The organism is Arthrobacter sp. M71 S08 (assembly GCF_059089725.1).
In genome coordinates this window covers 197,579-216,651 of sequence record NZ_JBNHEY010000003.1, presented here as the reverse complement: position 1 = coordinate 216,651, position 19,073 = coordinate 197,579, and the positions used below count along the sequence as shown (strand labels likewise).

The following is a 19,073-nucleotide window of genomic DNA, read 5'->3' as shown; positions in this document are numbered from 1 at the left end:
ACCGAGGCAGCCTAGACGGTGAGGGACGATGAGTGACCAGAAGGGCCAAGACAATCTGGAGCCGCCGATTTCCGGCGACGAGGCGGCCACACTGCTGGGCTTCCTGAACAGGCAACGTGCAACGTTCGCCTGGAAGACCAGCGGTCTGGACTCCGGCGGGCTGAATGCGACGTTGCCCCCGTCATCCATGACCCTTGGCGGCATGCTCAAGCATCTGGCCCGCTTCGAGGATGACATGTCCACGGAATGGCTCCACGGCCGCCCGCAGCTCCCGCCGTGGAATTCCGTGGACTGGAGCGAGGACGGTAACTGAGACTGGGTATCAGCCGCTGGGGACACTCCGGAGCAACTATATGAACAATGGCACGACGCCGTTACCCGCTCCCGCGCGTTGTTCTCGGAAGCGTTGGCCGACGGCGGCTTGGAGCGGCAGGGCACGGTAGCTTCCCAGCCTGAGCTCCCGACACTGCGTTACATTCTGCTCAACATGATCGAGGAATATGCGCGCCACAATGGCCACGTAGACCTCATCCGAGAGTCGATCGATGGTCGAGTTGGACAGGACCCGCCTGATTGAGAACTAACGCGGAGCTGAGCACCGTGATTGTGCGATAGTTGCCACCGGTATCCCAAGAGTGAAACTTCAGGAACGCAGGCAACCGTGGAGGGGACGGACACACAGGGTGTCCGTCCCCTCCGATGTGAGCGTGGTGTCTTCACCGGCCTCTCACACTTGGCGCAAGCCCCTAAGGTCAGTGATGCCCGGCTTCGGTTGTCCCGAACATCAGGGTCCGGCGCTGGATGTCGTAGTACACAATCTCCGCCGAAGAGAGCAAGTCCTGAAGATTATCGGCGTCATCGGCGTCGATGGTGAGAACTTCCTCCCAGGCTCCCTGGTCGAGGACCAGTTGCAGAGTCCATGATCCGGGCTGGCCCGGATCGCCGGCTATCCAGCTGAATTGATAGTGGCTGAGCTGACGGACTTTGATGCTGTCGTCGGTGATGGGTTGATTCAGATTCGGTGCCATGGTGATGGGTTCCTCCTTGCACGACCCACCCGGGGCGGTGGGTGCTGTGGCTTGTTCGGACAGATACCGGAAGGGCCCGTTCGCATTGCTGTGGAAAGTATCGGGGCTCACCCGGATCCTCCCAAAGTAGTGCCCACAACAACAGCGGTAAACACTCGCCGGACAAAAACAGAGACAACATTGACGCAAAAACCGCGCTCAAGTGCCCGGCAGCTGAAGTCCGCGCCTCGGGTTGTATGGGCGGACCCGCTGAGCGACAGCCGCCGCGGATCCGGTCAGACCAGCCAGCGCCACCAGCGTGACTGCTCCGGTTCCGGCGTCGGTTCCGGCTCCGGCCCCTCGCCCAAGGCCAGCGCGGCCTCGACGATGTCGTCCGCGGTGAGCGTCATGACGGCATTACGATCGAGCGCGTCGAGACTATGTTCCTCGTCGAGCGACAGCCGCAGCGCCTGGCGGTTGAGCGCCTGCTCGAACAGCGTGCGGGCGAACCGTGCGTTGCCGGAGTCCTCGCCCGCGTGGAGCCCGGTGAGGATGCGGCGCAGTATCTGGTCCGCACCCGGCTCCAGGGTGTACTCGTGCTGGGCCAGCATCTGGTGGAAGATCGTCTGGAGTGCGTCGACGGAGTAGTCGGGGAACGTGATCTCGCGGGCGAACCGGGAGCGCAGTCCGGGGTTTGAGAGCAAGAAGGACTCCATCAGCCGCGGGTACCCGGCCACGATCACGACCAGGCGATGGCGGTGGTCCTCCATCCGCTTGAGCAGGATCTCGATCGCCTCGGGGCCGAAGTCCATCCGGCCGTCCTCCGGGGCCAGCGCGTAAGCCTCGTCGATGAACAGGACGCCGTCCAGCGCACGTCGGATCACCCGGTCCGTCTTGAGGGCGGTCGCGCCGACGTACTGCCCCACCAGGCCCGAACGGTCGACCTCAACCAAGTGGCCTTTCTGCAGCAGACCGACCGCGCGGTACATCTCGGCCAGGAGCCGCGCCACGGTGGTCTTGCCCGTGCCCGGGTTCCCGAGGAACACGAGATGCTGTGATGTGGCCACCTCAGGCAGTCCGTGCGTCTTACGGCGGGCCTGAACCTGGAGCAGTGCGACGAGGGCCCGTACCTGTTCCTTCACGGTCTCCAGACCGACCAGCGCGTCGAGCTCGGCCTGCACCTCGGACAGCGGCCGGGCCGGCCCGGGCCTCGCACCGATGAGATCGCCGACCAGGTCGTCGACGCGCTCCGAACCGGGCAGCTTGAGCTGATCAGCCAGATGGCCGATGGTTTCGCGCAGATCGTCGAGCGGATTGCGGCTGACAGCCATGCATCCACTGTAGTACTCGATTCCCGACCGGAGGGGGGTTGCCCCCCACCAGTATCAACTCCCTTTCGGTCGTAGTACTCGCGCGGTACAGGCAGTCTCCGTTGGGTAATGCGGGCACTCGCCGTGCTTTCGGTGCTGACTACGCCACCAAGGATGCGGCAGAAGCTGCAGGTCGGGACGCTGCCCAGGCCAAAAAAGGTGGAGCACGTCATCAAGAATCAGGGTCGGAAAGATGGCTCCAAGAACAGCTACTGCCACGATCCCAGGAACGTACCGGGCTGACCCGGGCGTCCAGGACGGAAGCCATCAGCATATACAAGCGTGAGATCTCCCGGAGCAACGGGGTCCTTGCGAGGGTCGCCCTGGACGCACTTCCGCGCAGGTGGCCGTAAGCGGCGGAGTTCGACGCACCACCTATGTCCGACGCGCGCGAAGTCGTTTTCCGGGTGCTTGTAGAGACATCCGTCCACGCCGGCCATCTCGACATCGTGCGCGAACTGATTGACGGGCACCAGCACCTCATCGAATACCTACTGGGCGTATGACGGGAATCGGTTCATGTCCGTCTTCTGGAAACACACTAAGGAACCGGAATAACCTCAGGCAGACGCTTGTTATCGTAAGTAAGCTTATTTTTTGCTGTGCTCTCTTGAGGGGAAAGCCAACGCAAGAACTACCACCAGCGCTCCCTCACCGCAGCCGGTATGGCTGCCTCCTACGGCGCCGTGTGTCGTACCTGACCCACCGGCCTCCCCGAGCCAGACCTCCGGTCAACCGTTTCCGCCGACCTGAAAGCACAATGAGCAAACCATCACCGAGCCCGCGTCCGCTGCCCGCTATCGATGACAGGAGTGCATGGGAAGGTCTCTCCTGTCGAGTGCACAGGTCCCGGCGAGATCCGAACCCGGGAACGGTCAGACCTGTTTTTGTGATGGTGCACGGGATTGGGATGTCCCATCACTATTACGACAAGCTGCAGCGCACGCTCATCGACTACGGCGACACCCTCATCCTGGACCTGCCGGGCTTCGGGGGAACACCCAAACCCGACCGCCAACTCAGCGTCGAGGACTACGCAGCGTTGATCGTGCACACCCTAGATGAGGAAGGCGTTCAGGAGTGCGTACTTATCGGCCATTCCATGGGTGCGCAGTTCGCGGCAGAGGCTGCCATCATCCGTCCGGACCTGGTCTCGCATGTGGTGCTGATCGGTCCTGTCACTGACACCGAGCACCGGTCCCCGCTCAAGCACACCCTCATGCTCGCCGCGGACACGCTCATCGAACGACCCGTCACGAATCTGATGGTCGCCACCGCGTACGCGCAATGCGGGATCCCCTGGTACCTGCAGGAACTGCCGGTCATGCTGGGGTATCGTCTCGATGACAGGCTCCCCCTGATCCCCCGCCCCGTCCTGATCATCCGGGGGACCCGGGACATCATCGCCGGGCATGACTGGTGCGAAAAGCTCAGCCGCAACACCCAAAACGGCCACCTCGTCGAAATACCTGGCCAGCCGCACGCCGCGCACCGGGGAGCCGCTGCCCCGATCACGGCAGCAGTCCTCCAACTCATGCGCGACTATCCTGCCTCATCGCCGGTGCCGGCTGTTGCAGGCTCGGGCAGGGTCGAGTCGCCACCACCCACTTCCACACCGACGTACTCGGATCGCACGGTCAGGTCCTCCACGTCAGGGTCGCGGTCTGCGACGAAGGTCCTTGAGTTGCGCAGCGTCACGGTCCAGGACCGGCAATGCCGCTCCTACTTCATCGGCCATGGCGGGGCCTCTGATCGGATCAACCCTGCGGATGGAACCCCTGCGCCGGTCTTCGTGCTGATCCACGGCATTGGGATGTCCCACCGCTACTTCCGCCGCCTCGGCGCCCTGCTATCCGTCTACGGTGATGTCCATCTCATCGACCTGCCCGGCTACGGGTGGACGAAGCGGCCGGCGCGGGAAACAACCACCGAGGCGACCGCGGAGCTCCTTGGGGTACTCCTTGAGGAAGCTGGAATTTCTTCCTGCGTGGTCATCGGCCATTCAATGGGAGTCCAAAGCGCCACGGAACTCGCCATCCAACGCCCTCACCTTGTGTCCCACCTCGTCCTCATCGGCGCCGCCATCGACATGGAACGCCGCACCGTCCATCAGCAGGTACTGACGCTGGGCGTCAATTCCATCCTCGAAAAACCGTTGCTGAACCTCCTGCAATCCCTCGACGTCCTGCGGTGCGGACCGCGCTGGTACCTGGCCCAACTGAAACAAGCGATGAGTTACCCGCTCGAAGACCGGCTACCCCTGGCGCAACAACCTGTCATGGTGTTGCGCGGCTCACGTGATGCCGTCGCCGGCGCCCCCTGGTCCGACCGACTCGCCCGCACCTCCCTGCAAAGCGAAGCAGGGACCATCAACGGCGCCCCTCACGCAGCACACCACAGCGCCCCCGATCAGGTGAGCGCCGCGATCACCGCCTTTCTCCACCGCACCACATCACCCGATAACGAGTACTCCAGCCGGTCCGCTACTGCCGTCGATTCCTGATGCGCCAGGCGGGTTTAGCGTTACCAGCTCCGGCAGGCCTCCCCCGAATCGTCGGCGTTCCAGGAGAACGGCGTCCTTACCTGTGGTCGGCCGGATGATATAATACCTCTCTATTCGGTTCCAGGTTGAAGATCACCGCTTAGAGTTCTAAGTGAGAGCTGTGCCGCATTCGAAGGAACAGCACCTAGGTGATAGGGGACCGGGCTTCATGGAATCGAGCCGGTTGCGACCAGAGGAACAATTTCCAGACGACTTGACCAGCGTGGACGATGAATCGCTCCAAGTGATCAACAGCCAACTGCATCGTCAGAGCGAGGCTGAATACCGGGTTGGGGTGGGAGAGCCTGAGACGAATTTTCGTTTAGATGACGTTCGCCTTGAATTGAACGTTCGTCAGGCTGCGCATGACAAGGGTACGAACGAGGATTGAGCTGCACTCCATCACTAGGAGGCTAGTGCAGCGGCGAATACCGCCGTTCGGGTATGGAAGCCACTTCTGATTAGTAAGCTTGCTTTGCTTTTTGGTTCTGGTGTGCGTAGTGTTCTAGGTGCAGAGGGTAACCGTGTAGCAAGACGCGGTCGATCTGAACCCTCCCCGCCGGAGCGCATCTCTAGCGTCCGCCATAGGCTTCTAGCCAAATCCATTCTCAGGAGACACTTTTGTCTACAAACACTTCCAATAACGCTGCCACCACTGACCACACCCCCAGGCGCAGCACCGAAACCAAACTCTCGACGAAGACAACGGAATTCTTCGTCTACATCGCCGCCGTCCTCGCGGTCATCATCACTGCTGCTGTTGTCGGTGACGGCACCGAGGGCTCCGACGCTGGCGACCTGTTCGATGCCAATCAAGCAATGCAGTACATCACGTACCTGACCATTGGCTACATGATCGCCCGGGGCCTTGCTAAGTCAGGCAGCAGCGAGCACTATAACGACTCCAAATAAGCACCGCGTAAACGCTCCCCAGCTATTGTTTGGGAGGTGCCGGCACCCGCTGAGTGCCGACCAGACTCGGATTATCGAGTCAGTGTAAAGAGACTGCTTTGATCCGCTAGCTGAATAGCGGCGCGTCGGCCGGTGTGGAAGCCTAAAGGTTCCGCGCCGGCCTTCTTGGGTTCTCGCTCACCCCGGGCGACAAACCGGACACCGCGTGCGCCACGGTCGCAACAAGCTCCATGTCGCCCATTCAGCAGGCACTACTTGTTCGGACGTTCCAGGGTATGATCCACTCCCTCGCACCGGCCGAACCTCGGCCAGCCGGCTACAGGATCGGGCACACCAACCAATCTCTCGAAGGCACCACCGATGTCCAACCTGGAACAATGGCCCACCGCACGGCTGCTCATCACTGCTGGGCGGCTGGTCGAGAACGCCTACAACGAGGATCTGGCTGTCCACGGAATCACGTACGCAGGACTGACGATCCTGTCGGTGCTCGCTCTGCGCGGAGCCCGCAGCCAAAGCCAACTGGCCGAAGAACTAAAGATAAAGGCCCAAACGGTCGGTAAAACGGTGGGTATCCTCTCCCGGAAAGGATTCGTGACCCGCTCCCGTCATGGACTCGACAAGCGCAGCCAAATAGTCGCCATCACAGTAATGGGTCAAGACCTTCTAGAAGAGCGCATGTCCCTCGACGAGAAGCTGGAGCTACCTGGCGGGTCTCGCTTATCCGCCCTCAGAGAGCACGCCCGGACAGTCATCCGATCCTCCGAACGGAACAGGCAGAAACGGCCGCAAAGCGTCGAACTCGTATCTGGCACGCGATGCTGACCGCTACACACCCCGGTGGGGAACTATGGGCTCGCGAACCCTAGAGATATAAGCTTGCTCACCACCCCTGAAGGGGGGCACATGCTGTTAACAAGCAGCGTCCTGAAAGGTCGCCATGGGTACACCCCGACAGTTCGATTCTGTAACAATCATCTACAACCCCAACAGCACCGGTGACGCCCCGGAACTGGCTGAGGCTCTCCGCGAGGACCTCCTCGGGCTACTCTCGGATTCCCCGGACATTCGTCTGCAGCCGACGGAAAGGGCAGGACATGCGGTGGACCTCGCCCGAGATGCCGCATCAGACGGCCATGCCCTCGTGGTATCGGTCAGCGGTGACGGCGGATACAACGAAGTCGTCAACGGTGTAATGGCCGCCAGCAACCCAGATGCGGCGTGTGCTGTGCTGGCTGCGGGCAACGCGAACGACCACAGCCGTGTAACCGCCAGACAACCGCTCGCCGAGGCGATCGCTTCCGTCACCGGGCTGGCTCTCCACCGGTAATACCCCTGCTTACTGAACTTCAACACCGTGCAGGTCACCGCCACGGGAATCCCCTCGGCGGCAAGATCCGTGACCAGCGGGTAGATCTGTAATGGTCAATAGCCGGCCCGAGGCTGGCTGGCAGGCTGGTCCCGGGAAGCGGTGCGTGACTCAGGGTATATCCGACCCGCACCCGCGGTGTCTTGAAAATGACTCGTCCGCGCTGCTCCCCGGGCATCGGCCTGCCCGCACGGATGACCTGATCAGAAGATTGTCCACCCCGAAGGGTGTGACTCGTTACAGATGCGTCTCCGAAGCGAACAACAGCAGGCTCCGCCAACCGACCGGTTCACTGAAGGAGAACAAACACCCATGACGATCATTGCCGAAGATTTCGAGTTCGTCGTCGGAGTAGACACCCACGCCCGCACACACACGTTCACCGCGATCCACTGCTCAACTGGGGCGGTGGTCGACACCGCAGCGTTCCCGACCACGGGACCGGGGATGGAACGAGCCCTTGCATGGATCCGGCGACGCACCGGCGGAAAGACGGTCTTCGCTGCCGTGGAGGGAACCTCCTCATACGGCGCCCGTCTCACCGAGACCCTGCAGGCCGGAGGTATTGAAGTGGGCGAGGTGAGGCCGCCTTCCCGCTCGTCGCGGGCATTGACCGGCAAGTCGGATCCGATCGATGCAGAAGCCGCTGTCCGGTCCGTTCTAGGCAGGGAACGCGACTACGTCATCACACCACGCGCCGCAGGAAACAGGGCCGCGCTGCGGATACTGCTCGCCTCACGGTCCCTCCTGGACCAACAGCGCACCGCGAACCGGAACGCCCTCACAGCGCTGCTGCGCAGCACAGACCTGGGCATCGACGCCCGCGCATCACTCACGGAAGCGCAGATCACCACGATCGCAGCCTGGCGGAACACCAACACCACGGACGCCGTGGCGCGAATCGCCCGGACTGAAGCAAAACGCCTGGCTCTTGCGGCCAGAGACCTCAGCAACCAGCTCACCGAAAACCACAAAGCACTTGCACAGCTCGCCGAGGAACTCGCCCCAGGACTCCAAACGATCCCAGGAGTCGGGCCCGTAACCGCCGCGATCATCATCTGCGCCTACTCCCACCACGGCCGGATCCGCTCCGAAGCGGCCTTCGCCGCGCTCGGCGGAGTCGCACCACGCCCCGCATCCTCCGGCAACACAACCCGGCACCGGCTCAACCGCTCCGGCGACCGCCAACTCAACCGCGCCTTCGACGTCATCGTCCGAACCCGCATGAGCTTCGACCCTCAGACCAAAGACTACGTAACCCGCAGCCGGGCCACCGGAAAAACCAACCGGGAAATCCGCCGCAACCTCAAACGCTACGTCTGCCGCTCCATCTTCCGCCAACTCCAAACCATCACGGCTTGACTAAACCCATAGAAGAGTCATTTTGGGTTGATGTCCCTCGCCAGATACGCGGCCGCCCGACGCAGAATCTCATTCTCCTGCTCCAATAAACGGTTGCGTTTCTTCAACTCCCGCATCTCCGCCGACTCCGCCACCGCCGGACCCGCACCGGCATCCTTCCGATCAGCGATCGCGATCCAGCGCTTCAACGTCGTAACCGACAGCCCGAAATCCTTCGCTACCTGCGCCAGCGGCGCCTCGCCCTTCCGGGCCACATCAATAACATCCTGGCGGAACTCCGCCCCATAAGGCGTAGGCATGGTCAACATCCTTCCACGAGCACCAGCTCGCTAGGTCAAGGAGTCAACAAAACCGGGGGCAGTCCCGACCGGGCTAGCGCTTCAAGCTATCCCAGCGATGTTTTACTCTCGCAGGCCTATTGGAATCCCTGCAGGTTTCATTTGCGTCTGGAAAGCTGCAGCTAACGACTGGCTCCACGTTTTATGAGGAAACGACTCGAAAACGCAGCTGCGCGATGTCAGCACCCGACCAATCTCACGCCTCATCAGGTTGGACGGACCTCGAGCTGGGATCGACTCCTAGGACCGGCATCAAGCGAACGGCGCACGATGAAGGATGCTCAACCGGCAACGGTTGACCTCATGGCCCGGGTTTCTCGAGGGAAGGTTTAGGCCGTCCCGGCGGGGTCAGCGAGAAGCTGCGCAAATGCCAGCTCGGCGGCGCCAACCAATAGCAATTCGGACCCGAGAACCGTCCTTACGATCTTGACGTCCGCTCCTAGTCCCCCGATCGTCCCCCCGGCAACGGCCGAGACGAGGCGCTCGGGGTCCAGGGAGAAGATAGAGCCCAGAAACCCGCCGAGCACGATCATTTCGGGGTTGAAAATGTTGACAAAATTCGTCAATGCCACCGCAAGGAGGTCGATCTGCCGTTCAACTTCCTTTTGTAGCTCCCGGGATGGGGGCTCGGCAATGGCCCGCTCCAGCTCGTCCTGATCCGCCCGGGCAAGGCTGAGCGGGGCGAGCAGCCGTTCGAGGCGGACTTCGGCATCCAAACACCCGGACCTTCCGCAATGGCACTTTTCCCCGTTGGTTCGCACCAGAGTGTGACCAAGTTCGCCGGCAAAACCTGCAGAACCCCGCAAAGCTCTGGCTCCGGAAATGACGCCACCGCCGATGCCGCTGGCGCTTCCGTTCAGATACACTACGTCCGAGATCCCTACGGCGGCCCCGTAGATACTTTCGGCGAGCGAACCCAGAGTGGCATCGTTCCCGGCACGCACCGGACGGGCCAGGGCTTGCTCAAGGAAGGCCGCCAGTGGCTCATCGGCCCACTGGAGGTGCGGTGCCAGTAGTATCTGCCCGTCGGATGATCTGACGAGTCCAGGAACGGCAAGCCCAACGCCTGTAATCCGATCCATGGCGTCCAGGTCGGCCTGCATTCCTTCTACAATCGCCCGGCTGATGTTGACTGTTTCCGTTACGGAAGGCTGTGTGGCGGCCTCATACCGAATCCTGCGATGAACGTGACCGCCGAGGCCAACCAGCCCGACCGTCACGGCATCTACATCCGGATTAATGGCTAAGGCCGCGACCTTTTCGTTGGGATGAACGAGGGGGCTTGGCCGTCCGACACGCCCCATGGCAGGCGGTTCTGTTTCGTAGGCAAGTCCGAGGTCCCCGAGCTCGGCGACAAGGGCGCTTATAGTTGAGCGGTTCAACCCCGTCCGCTTCGTCAGGTTGGCACGCGACAGCGGTCCTCCCCTGTGGAGCAGGCCCAAAATCAACGACAAGTTGGTGCGCCGGCTCGTGTCCGTGCTCTGGAGCGGCGTCGCCTTGGTTCTTCGCGTACCGTCCAGCTTGGTCAGCTGTGAAGCCGTCAACCCTATGCCTCTCGAAAGCAGTTGTAGTCGCTGCTCATCTTCCCCCGGAACGGCACTTGTTGAAAACCGAAGGCGACGGCCAGCAGAAGCACCATGCCCTTGATGGCTCATTGCTAGGCAGCAACGAAGGAGAGAATCGACAGGCCCATATTGAGCACGCCCATAACGAGACCATCCGATGACCCTCCCCGATGATGGTTCCTATTCCGCCCTGGACCGCAGCACTGCCGATGAATACCGCGGCGATGGCATCCAGCTCATAGTTCTGCCCGGCACAGGCGACAGCACCGCCCGCCCGGGGCGTGCTGACAACACCTGCCCGTCCCGCGCAGTATCCCGCGGATTTTGGCGGTTCTCGTTATTACAGCCGATGCGTTGGTACGCATAAGTACAGGCTGATAAGTGGTTGAACCAGCGACCCTCGGCGGGTCGGCGTCCGATCGTGGTGAGTGCAACTCCCTCAGACGAACTGTGTCACTACACGCGGCGTTGGTCCGCCGTTGGTCAGCGGAAACGGACGGTGGCCGTTTCACGCCCCCGCGAGAGCGAGACCGGTGCACTCTGGCCGTCGCGCTTGATCACGTAATCACCGAAGAAGCCCGTGATTGACAAACGTCCGTCCTGATCGGTGCGCATCGTCGTTCGCGGCAGCCACCATTCGCCCTTGATTAGCGACCGCAGTGCGTAAAAGGAGGGTTTCGGCGTGCCGTCGGCGCGAGTGAGCCCGCCCGGCGCACCGAGCCACGCTCCGTCGTCGGTGAGCCCCCAGTACGTGATGGCCTGCACGGCGGGGTGGCCCACGAGTGAGCGATAGTGGCGGACGATCTCATCCGCTTGCCTAGCCTCTCCCTCAGGCGTCGATGGCCAGGATGGGATCTGATAGTCGTTGAGGTCGACGACCTCCGGCGGCATGAGGTGCCCTGACAGCAGGGTCGTTTCGGTCAGATGGAGGGGCAGCCCGAAGCGGGCGAATCGGTCGACCATCGCGAGCATGGTCTCTTCTCCCCAATACCCCTGATGCATGTGCGTCTGCAGGCCGATCGCGTCCACAGCGATCCCCGCCTCAAGCACGCCCTCGATCAGAGCCTCATAATCGCTCGACAAGTCGAAGTCGTTCAGGACGAGCGTCGCCGAAGGGTTCGAGGCGCGAGCTTCCTCGAACGCGAGCTGAATCATGGGCACGCGACCCATGCTCTGCGCAAGCCGGGTGATACCGTTTTCCTCTGCGGTGAACACGGGCATGATGACGACTTCGTTGATGGCGTCCCACGTGTCGATGACCCCGGAGAAGTCGGTCACCTCGCGTCGGATCCTCTCGCGTTGCAGCCGCTCGATCTCCGCCACCGGTAGACCGGTGAGCCACTCGGGCGCGAGCGTGTGCCAGGTAAGCGGGTGCCCCTTCACCGTCACTCCGTGCTCAGCGAACCACGAGGCGGTCCGGAGAAGTCTTCGGGTGTCAGGCTTGCCGCGGGTCGGCTCGAATCCTCGCCAGTAGAACGGAAGGGTCGCAGTGTTGAAGAGGTCGAGCCACATCGTCTCGAGCTCCGGCAGGCCGGCGAGCCCTGCCCCGCCGAAAACGGGCTCCGCCGCGGCATCCTGCTCGGTCTCCCCATTGGCGAGCGGGATGAAGTCGAAACCGATGTTGCCGAAGGCGAAGTCATGACGCTGCTGTTCGACGGTGACATCTTCGTTGCGCACAGGGTTGCCGACGGAGTCCAGCACGGTGACCTGCGCGGTCACCCGGCGGTGATCGAAACTCAAGAGGCGCTCCGCGCGATCTCGTTGAAACTCGGGTGAAACGCCCGGTCGAAGCCCACGACGCGCGCTTCACCGGAGAGCTGCACCGAGTGCGTGATCCGTATGTCGGTGCTCGACGCTCCGAGACCTAGGACGATCTCTCCCGGTTCGACGACCCGCTCGCCGCTTCGGCCGGTGAAGCCGGTGACATCTGCGGGAACGTGTATCGCGAGCTCGACGGATTCGCCCGGCTTCAGATCAACGCGCTTAAAACCGACCAGACGCTGCACCGGGCGCACCACTGACGCGACCGGATCGTGGACGTAAATCTGGACGACTTCTGTCCCAGCACGGTCCCCAGTGTTGCGGAGACGGAGGCCGAGGGTCGCCGTGCCGTCGACTCCGACCGTACCCGGCCCGTGCTGGCCGGCGCTCCACTCAAAGGTCGTGTACCCGATCCCGTGCCCGAACGCGAAGACCGCGGTCGGGTCGATGCTGGACACTCCGTTGGAGCGCGCCAGGGGAGCGGCCAGGTATGTGGAGGGCTGCGTTCCCTCTGAGGCCGGGATGCTGACAGGCAGGCGTCCGCTCGGATTGACCCGACCGGAGAGGATGCCGGAGAGCGCGGCGGTTCCTTCTTCTCCTGCGAAGAACGCTTGCACGATCGCGCTGGCGCCCGTCACAGCGGATCCCAGCGCGTACGGTCGTCCAGCGAGCAGGGTGACCACGGCAGGAGTCGATGTTGCCAGGACGGCGTCGAGAAGATTTTGTTGCGCACCGGGCAGGCGGAGCGACTCGACGTCGCAGCCCTCACCGCTCGTGCCGCGGCCAAAAAGCCCGGCCCGGTCGCCGAGGGCGACGATTACGACGTCCGCCCGCGCTGCAGCATCCACCGCTGCGGAGATCCCGGCGGTTTCTCCTCCGTCGATCGTCGTGCCTGGCACGTATTCGATGTCGGCTTCGGGAAACTCGATGCGGAGGCTATCCAGCAAGGTCGGCAGTTCGATACCGAGGGGCATGTCAGGATGCTGCACGCCGACATGCGCAGGGAACGAGTAGCAACCGAGAACGGCGAAGGGGTCGTCGGTCGTCGGCCCGACGACAGCAATCCGGCGCGGGGCGGCGAGCGGAAGGGTCCCGTCGTTGCTCACAAGCACGATGGACTGTTCGGCGATCTCGCGGGCGACCGCCCGATTGCCGGCGTTGTCCAGGTCGATGATGCCGCGGATGCCTTCCGTGTTGTCCACGTCGACGTCCCGCAACGCTTCGGGCGTGGCATCCCAGTCAGGATCAAGCAGTCCGAGTTCGACCTTCTGGAGCAGCACACGCCGGAGGGCACGATCTATGACCACCTCGGGCAGGTCGCCCGACCGGACCGCTTCAGCCAGCGGCGCACCGAAGGTCTTCACCGTCGGCAGTTCGACGTCCACGCCCGCCTTGAGCGCGAGAGCAGCGGCCTCGCCCCACGAACCCGCGACGCCGTGAAGCAGTTTTAGGAAGGCGATCCCGAAGTAGTCGGCGACGACGGTGCCGTCGAAACCCCAGGTGTCGCGCAGGACTCCGGTGAGCAGCCACTCGTCAGCCGCGGATGGCACGCCGTCGATGTCGGTATAGGAGTGCATGACCGAACGCGGCTTGCCTTCCCGCATGACTATTTCGAACGGGACGAGCAGCACGTCAGCGAGTTCACGCGGACCGACCGACACCGGCGCGAGGTTACGGCCGGCTTTCGAGGCCGAGTATCCGACGAAGTGCTTGAGAGTTGCGACGATCCCGGCGGACTCGAGGCCACGGACGTACGCCGTTCCGATGGTGCCGATGAGACACGGGTCCTCACCGATGGTCTCTTCGACGCGACCCCAGCGGGCATCCCGCACCACGTCGAGCACCGGGGCAAGGCCCTGGTGGATGCCGACCGAGCGCATGTCGGACCCGATGCGATGTGACATCCGCTCAATGAGCCCCGGATTGAACGAGGCACCCCAGGCGAGGGGCACCGGATAGGCGGTCGCCCCCCAGGTGGCGAAGCCGGCGAGGCACTCTTCATGTGCAACAGCCGGGATGCCGAACCGGTTGGAGGCCGCGATCCGGCGCTGGCTGCGGAGGAGGGACAGCGCCCCAAGCGCCGGGTCGACCGGAGCCGAGCCGAACGGCCGAGTCAACTGGCCGAGCCCGTTCGGTAGGAGCGCATCGAGGTCGACGACGTCGTCCATGTCGTTCTGATGCGGGGCAACGTCCCCGCCCTCACTGGACGCGCCGACCCAGACGCCAAACAGCTGGGCGATTTTCTCCTCGAGTGTGAGCTCGCTGAGGAGTGCTTCGACGCGGTCGGAAGCGGATGCGGTGACGTCGTGCCATGCCGGCGTGGTCGTCGTGGATGTCGTGGTGCTCAAGGGAAGTCCTAACCTTTGACGGCGCCGGTGAGTCCGCCGACGATGCGACGCTCGAACAGCGTGAAAAATATCAGTGCCGGAATCATGGACAGTGAGGTGAATGCGAGTACCTTTGCCGTGTCCACCGAATACTGCGAAGCGAACGCCTGAACGCCGAGCGGCAGGGTGTACGTCGCCTGGTCACTGAGGATGAACAGCGGCAGAAGATAGCTGTTCCAGCTCGCCACGAAAGCAAGGATGCCCGTGGTCACCACGCCCGGCAGCGACAAAGGAACGACCATCCGGAAGAAGAACCCCAGCCGGCTGGTGCCGTCGATCGACGCCGCCTCTTCGATTTCATCGGGGATGGCCTTGAGGAACGGCACCAGGATGATGATCGTCACTGGCAACCCGAAGGCGATCTGCGGGAGAATCACGCCACCCAGGCTGTTCATCAGCCCCAGGTCCCTGACGAGGATGTAGAGCGGCGTGATCGCCACGGTCATCGGGAACATGAGCCCGGCGGCGAACAGCGAATACATCGCTCCACGACCGGCAAACGTGTATCGCGCGAGGACGAAGCTCGCCATCAGGCCGAGCACCACCACACCTATGGTCGTAGCGATCCCGGCAATCACCGAGTTGCCGACCTGCTGCCAGAAGGTCGGGCTCGCGATCACCTCAGCGTAGTTGTCGAAATTCCACGGATTCGGGAACCCCTCGGGCGAATTGGTGATCTGCGAGTTGTCGCGGAACCCACCGAGGATGATGTAGATGACGGGTCCGAGACAGAGTGCGATGAAGGCAAAGGCGATGAAATAGGTTGCCGGGCTGCCCCACGGCTGGCGGCCACTCGGTGGACGCTTTCCGCGCGTGAGGGTGGGAGCTTCGAGAACAGTCATCACTTCTTTCCTTCTGTGAGGGCACCGGCGGTGTCGCGCCGAAGAACGAACCGCTGGTAGATCAATGCGATGACGAGGGAGATCAGGAACATGACGACGGCGACAGCACTGCCGTAGCCGAAGTTCCCCGACGTGCGTCCGTTGGCGACCATGTAGGTGGCCATGGTCGAGGTCCCGGCAGTCGAGGCGACGTACTGGCCCCAGATGATGAAGACCAGGTCGAACAACTGCAGCGAGCCGATGATTGACAGGAACGCCCAGATTCGCACGGTCGGCCCGAGGAGCGGCAGCGTGATGGTGCGCTGGATCTGCCAGTAGCTGGCACCGTCGATCGCGGCCGCCTCGAATAGTTCGTCAGGGATACTCTGCAATCCGGCGAGGAAAAGGATGACGGCGAAGCCGATGTACTTCCACGAGATGATCACCATCAGGGACCAGATGGCGATGTTCGGATCAGAGAGCCAGTCTGCCTGGAAAGCTCCCAACCCGATGCTGTCGAGCAGCCCATTGACGGCACCGGATGTCTGCAACATGAGACCCCAGCCGATCCCGACGATCACTTCGGAGATGATGTACGGGACGAAGATGAGGACGCGGATGACCGAGCGGCCTCGGATCTTCTGGTTGAGCAAGAGGGCGAGGGCGACCGCAATGGGGCCCTGGAGGACGAGGGAGAGCACCAGGATAAACCCGTTGTGGCGTAGCACGTCGTGGAACGCGCTGTCCTGAAAGATGATCATGTAGTTTTCGAAACCGACGAAGTCGGTCGCTGGCCCAAAGCCCTTCCAGCGGAAGAAGCCGTAGTAGCCGGCGAGGACGACCGGGAAGATGACGAAGCCGACAAAGACGACGATCGCCGGCCCGGCCAGAAGCGTGATCTCGAGGCGCTTGCGCCAATCCGTTGGACGCCGTCTGGGCCGCGGTGCGGCAGGGGACGCCGCGCGAGCGCCATCCCCTGCCGTGACCGTGCCCCGCGGCGGCTGCGCGTCGGTCAACAACGGAGCACCCCCTACAGGTTCAGTCATTATGTGCTGCTATCCCTTTGCTGCTGCGTCGTTCAGAGCGGAGACGATGTCTTCAGCCGTGCCCTGACCGGCGAACAGGTCGACGGCACCCTTGTTGAGCGCGTTTCCGACGTTCTGTCCGAACAGCGTGTCGAGCCACACAGTGACGTATGGTGCCTCGCTGTACGACTCGATGATTGAAAGCAGCGCGGGATCCTTCACAACGTCCTGAGCATCCTGGCTGGCGGGGATCGTCTGGAACGCTTCCGCGTAGCCTTCCTGGTGCTCCTTCTGCATAAAGAAATTCAGGAACGCGGTGCACTCTTCTTTCGGGGCCTGAGCGGAGCAGGTGAATCCGTCGACGCCGCCCATCATGGCGCCAGGCTCACCCTCGCCGCCGTCGACCTCAGGGAACGGGAACCAGCCTAGGTCTGCCAGAGGCTTCTCGTCAGGAGTGAGCGAAGCGATGACACCGGGGTTCCATGCCCCCATGAGCTCCATGGATGCCTTCTGGTTGGCAATGAGTCCAGCCGAGCTACCTGCACCCTGCTGCGCCGAGGTGGTCAGGAATCCGTTGTTGAACGGCTCCGTGTCGACGAATTCCTGCAGGTTATTGCCGGCCTCCAGCCAGCACGGGTCGTCAAACTCCATGGTTTCGGCGGCCGTGTTGAGAACGTCCTGCGAGCAGGCTCGAACCGCGAAGAAGTAGTACCAGTGCGCTGCGGGCCAGGCATCCTTCGCGCCGACGGCGATGGGGTCGATTCCTGCACCCTTGAGCTTGTCGACGGCGGAACCGAGCTCGTCGATGGTCGTCGGTGTTCCCTCAACGCCCGCTTCGGCGAAGAGGTCTTGGCTGTAGTAGATGCCACCAGGCAGCACGGCGGTCGGCATTCCGTAAATCTTGCCCTCGAGCGCGAAGGCGCTCAACACACCTTCGGGCACAGCGGCCTTGGTGGCGTCGTCGATGGAATCCGTGATGTCCATGGCCTGTCCGGCCGCAACGACATCCGCAAGCTTGCCGCCACCGCGCGCCATAAAGATGTCGGGTGCATCACCGGAGTTCAGCGCCGTTTGGAGCTTCCCGTCCATCTCTTCGTTCTGGATGGACTGGATATCGATCGTAACGCCAGGGTTTGCCTCCTCGAACGCTGCGACCGTGTTCTCCCAGTGCGCCTTACCAGCGCCCGTCGTCGAGTTGTGCCAGAACGTCATGGTGACGTCGCCATCTTCTGTTGCTCCACCGCTGGAGCCACACGCTGATAGGCCGCCAAGGGCCATTGCTGTCGCCGCCCCAACGGTAACGAGCTTCCTGATGCTTTGCTTGTTCATCCTTGAACGCCTCTCGAAAGTTTCGACATTTGTGTCGAAAACAGTTAGTATGGTGTGAGCCTAAGCACTGCCCCGGTGAAACGCAAGAGTTTCCCGCCACAAATAGAGATTGCCGCAACAAATACAGATTGGTTCGTCTTGATCGATTCAGCTCGCAAGGTCAAGCTCAATGAATTAGCCCAGGAGGCCGGAGTTTCGCTCTCCACGGTTTCCAAAGTCCTCAACGGACGGCCAGACGTGTCCGCGCAGACGCGGGCAAAAATCGAAGAGCTCCTCGACAAGCAGGGATACCAACGACGCCCAGGCCTGCCCAACAGGGGCACCTTGGTCGAGCTCGTTTTCCCCGAACTCGAGACGGCCTGGGCCATGGAGATCATCCGCGGAGTCGAAAATGTCGCTCGCGCCAACGATTTGAGCGTCGTGCTTACCGAGTCGGGTGACCGCCACTCCCCGTCCCCGGCCTGGATCACCGGGGTTCTCCGCCGGCGCCCGGTCGGGGTGGTGCTCGTCTTCGCCGATCTCGCGGCGGAAGCGAAGGCGACCCTCCAATCCCGCGCCATCCCGTTCGTGATCATCGACCCGGCCGGCGATCCAGCCCCGGATGTCCCCGCGGTTGGGTCGGCGAACTGGTCCGGCGGCCTCGTCGCCACCCGCCATCTCATCGAACTGGGACACACCCGGATTGCCGCGATCACCGGTCGCGACGACATGATGTGCTCCTTCGCCCGCGTCGACGGATACCGGTCCGCCATGAACTCGGCCGGTATTGAGATCGATGAACGCTTCGTGCGATTCGGCAACTTCCAGGTCGACGGTGGCCGCAGCATCGCTGTCGAACTCCTGACGCTGCCCGACCGCCCCACAGCGATCTTCGCGGGGAGCGACCTCCAGGCGCTCGGCGTCATCGAGGCTGCCAGGACCCTCGGGCTCCGGGTGCCCGCTGATTTGTCCATCGTCGGTTACGACGATCTGCAGCTCGCTCAGTGGTCCAGTCCTGCGCTCACAACCGTGCATCAGCCGCTCACGGTGATGGCCGAGGAAGCGGCGCGGCTCGTGATCCGCATGAGTGAGAGCACCCTCGAAACCATCCCCCGGATGGACCTCGCAACGCGGCTCGTCGTCCGTGAAAGTACGGCCTCGCCGACTGCGGGCTGATAGGCCGAGGCTGAGGTGAAGCCCTTCCCCTCGAGGCGGCGATCCCGCGTGGGCGCGAACGCAGTGCCGGTGAACAGCACTTGTCCATTCGGATACTGATGCGGCTAGCGCGAAAAATTCGGAGTCTGGG

The 19,073-nt window shown here is 62.7% G+C and carries 15 protein-coding genes and 4 pseudogenes; 8 read left to right on the top strand and 11 right to left on the bottom strand.

Annotation, left to right across the window (positions count from 1 at the left end):
* Nucleotides 1-28 precede the first annotated feature (28 nt).
* A pseudogene (locus tag AC5RTB_RS08435) lies at nucleotides 29-577 on the top strand (DinB family protein).
* A gap of 175 nt (nucleotides 578-752) precedes the next feature.
* Here the strand turns inward: AC5RTB_RS08435 and AC5RTB_RS08430 are convergent.
* Complete coding sequence (locus tag AC5RTB_RS08430; RefSeq protein WP_494060613.1) at nucleotides 753-1,028, bottom strand: hypothetical protein; 276 nt, start codon at nucleotides 1,026-1,028, stop codon at nucleotides 753-755.
* 275 nt (nucleotides 1,029-1,303) lie between these two features.
* Nucleotides 1,304-2,338, bottom strand: coding sequence for an AAA family ATPase (locus AC5RTB_RS08425; protein WP_494060612.1), 1,035 nt, complete (start codon nucleotides 2,336-2,338; stop codon nucleotides 1,304-1,306).
* Nucleotides 2,339-2,754: 416 nt separating this feature from the next.
* Here AC5RTB_RS08425 and AC5RTB_RS08420 point away from each other — a divergent pair, with 416 nt between their 5' ends.
* The 5 genes from AC5RTB_RS08420 to AC5RTB_RS08400 all read left to right on the top strand — a co-directional run bounded on the left by AC5RTB_RS08420 (nucleotide 2,755) and on the right by AC5RTB_RS08400 (nucleotide 7,161).
* Nucleotides 2,755-2,883, top strand: coding sequence for a mycothiol transferase (locus AC5RTB_RS08420; protein ID WP_494060611.1), 129 nt, complete (start codon nucleotides 2,755-2,757; stop codon nucleotides 2,881-2,883).
* A complete protein-coding gene (locus AC5RTB_RS08415; RefSeq protein WP_494060610.1) occupies nucleotides 2,880-4,880 on the top strand; it encodes an alpha/beta fold hydrolase in 2,001 nt (666 codons plus the stop codon). The genes AC5RTB_RS08420 and AC5RTB_RS08415 overlap by 4 nt, the downstream gene beginning before the upstream one ends.
* Nucleotides 4,881-5,540: 660 nt before the next feature.
* A complete protein-coding gene (locus AC5RTB_RS08410) occupies nucleotides 5,541-5,831 on the top strand; it encodes a hypothetical protein (RefSeq protein ID WP_494060609.1) in 291 nt (96 codons plus the stop codon).
* 360 nt (nucleotides 5,832-6,191) lie between these two features.
* Nucleotides 6,192-6,656 (top strand): MarR family winged helix-turn-helix transcriptional regulator, encoded by a 465-nt coding sequence (locus tag AC5RTB_RS08405; protein ID WP_494060608.1) that lies wholly within the window; start codon nucleotides 6,192-6,194, stop codon nucleotides 6,654-6,656.
* Nucleotides 6,657-6,771: 115 nt separating this feature from the next.
* A complete protein-coding gene (locus tag AC5RTB_RS08400) occupies nucleotides 6,772-7,161 on the top strand; it encodes an acylglycerol kinase family protein (RefSeq protein WP_494060607.1) in 390 nt (129 codons plus the stop codon).
* On the opposite strand, the pseudogene AC5RTB_RS08395 reads toward AC5RTB_RS08400, so the two are convergent.
* Nucleotides 7,131-7,256, bottom strand: a pseudogene (locus AC5RTB_RS08395) (IS3 family transposase); the annotation flags it as partial. The gene AC5RTB_RS08400 and the pseudogene AC5RTB_RS08395 sit on opposite strands and share 31 nt — an antisense overlap.
* 256 nt (nucleotides 7,257-7,512) lie before the next feature.
* On the opposite strand from AC5RTB_RS08395, the gene AC5RTB_RS08390 reads away from it, so the two are divergent.
* A complete protein-coding gene (locus AC5RTB_RS08390) occupies nucleotides 7,513-8,562 on the top strand; it encodes an IS110 family RNA-guided transposase (RefSeq protein WP_494060606.1) in 1,050 nt (349 codons plus the stop codon).
* A gap of 20 nt (nucleotides 8,563-8,582) precedes the next feature.
* Here the strand turns inward: AC5RTB_RS08390 and AC5RTB_RS08385 are convergent.
* The 8 genes and pseudogenes from AC5RTB_RS08385 to AC5RTB_RS08350 all read right to left on the bottom strand — a co-directional run.
* Nucleotides 8,583-8,861 (bottom strand): annotated as a pseudogene (locus tag AC5RTB_RS08385) (transposase); the annotation flags it as partial.
* 368 nt (nucleotides 8,862-9,229) lie between these two features.
* The gene (locus AC5RTB_RS08380) at nucleotides 9,230-10,204 is read right to left on the bottom strand and encodes an ROK family protein (protein ID WP_494060849.1); all 975 of its coding nucleotides are present in this window, start codon (nucleotides 10,202-10,204) and stop codon (nucleotides 9,230-9,232) included.
* Between the two features lie 274 nt (nucleotides 10,205-10,478).
* A pseudogene (locus AC5RTB_RS08375) lies at nucleotides 10,479-10,781 on the bottom strand (sugar ABC transporter permease); the annotation flags it as partial.
* A 167-nt stretch (nucleotides 10,782-10,948) separates the two neighbouring features.
* Nucleotides 10,949-12,205 (bottom strand): endo-1,4-beta-xylanase, encoded by a 1,257-nt coding sequence (locus tag AC5RTB_RS08370; RefSeq protein ID WP_494060605.1) that lies wholly within the window; start codon nucleotides 12,203-12,205, stop codon nucleotides 10,949-10,951.
* Entirely contained in the window at nucleotides 12,202-14,574 is a 2,373-nt protein-coding gene (locus AC5RTB_RS08365) for a beta-xylosidase/alpha-l-arabinosidase (RefSeq protein WP_494060604.1), read from the bottom strand. The genes AC5RTB_RS08370 and AC5RTB_RS08365 overlap by 4 nt, the downstream gene beginning before the upstream one ends.
* Nucleotides 14,575-14,582: 8 nt before the next feature.
* Nucleotides 14,583-15,455 (bottom strand): carbohydrate ABC transporter permease, encoded by an 873-nt coding sequence (locus AC5RTB_RS08360; RefSeq protein WP_494060603.1) that lies wholly within the window; start codon nucleotides 15,453-15,455, stop codon nucleotides 14,583-14,585.
* On the bottom strand, nucleotides 15,455-16,480 hold the full coding sequence (locus AC5RTB_RS08355) for a carbohydrate ABC transporter permease (protein WP_494060602.1): 1,026 nt from the start codon (nucleotides 16,478-16,480) through the stop codon (nucleotides 15,455-15,457). Before AC5RTB_RS08355 ends, AC5RTB_RS08360 begins: the two co-directional genes overlap by 1 nt.
* A 9-nt stretch (nucleotides 16,481-16,489) precedes the next feature.
* Entirely contained in the window at nucleotides 16,490-17,788 is a 1,299-nt protein-coding gene (locus AC5RTB_RS08350) for an ABC transporter substrate-binding protein (protein ID WP_494060601.1), read from the bottom strand.
* Between the two features lie 138 nt (nucleotides 17,789-17,926).
* Between AC5RTB_RS08350 and AC5RTB_RS08345 the strand changes: the two genes are divergently transcribed.
* Nucleotides 17,927-18,943 carry a LacI family DNA-binding transcriptional regulator gene (locus tag AC5RTB_RS08345; RefSeq protein WP_494060600.1) on the top strand — a complete coding sequence of 339 codons (1,017 nt, stop codon included), beginning with the start codon at nucleotides 17,927-17,929 and terminating at the stop codon, nucleotides 18,941-18,943.
* The last annotated feature ends 130 nt before the right edge of the window (nucleotides 18,944-19,073 follow it).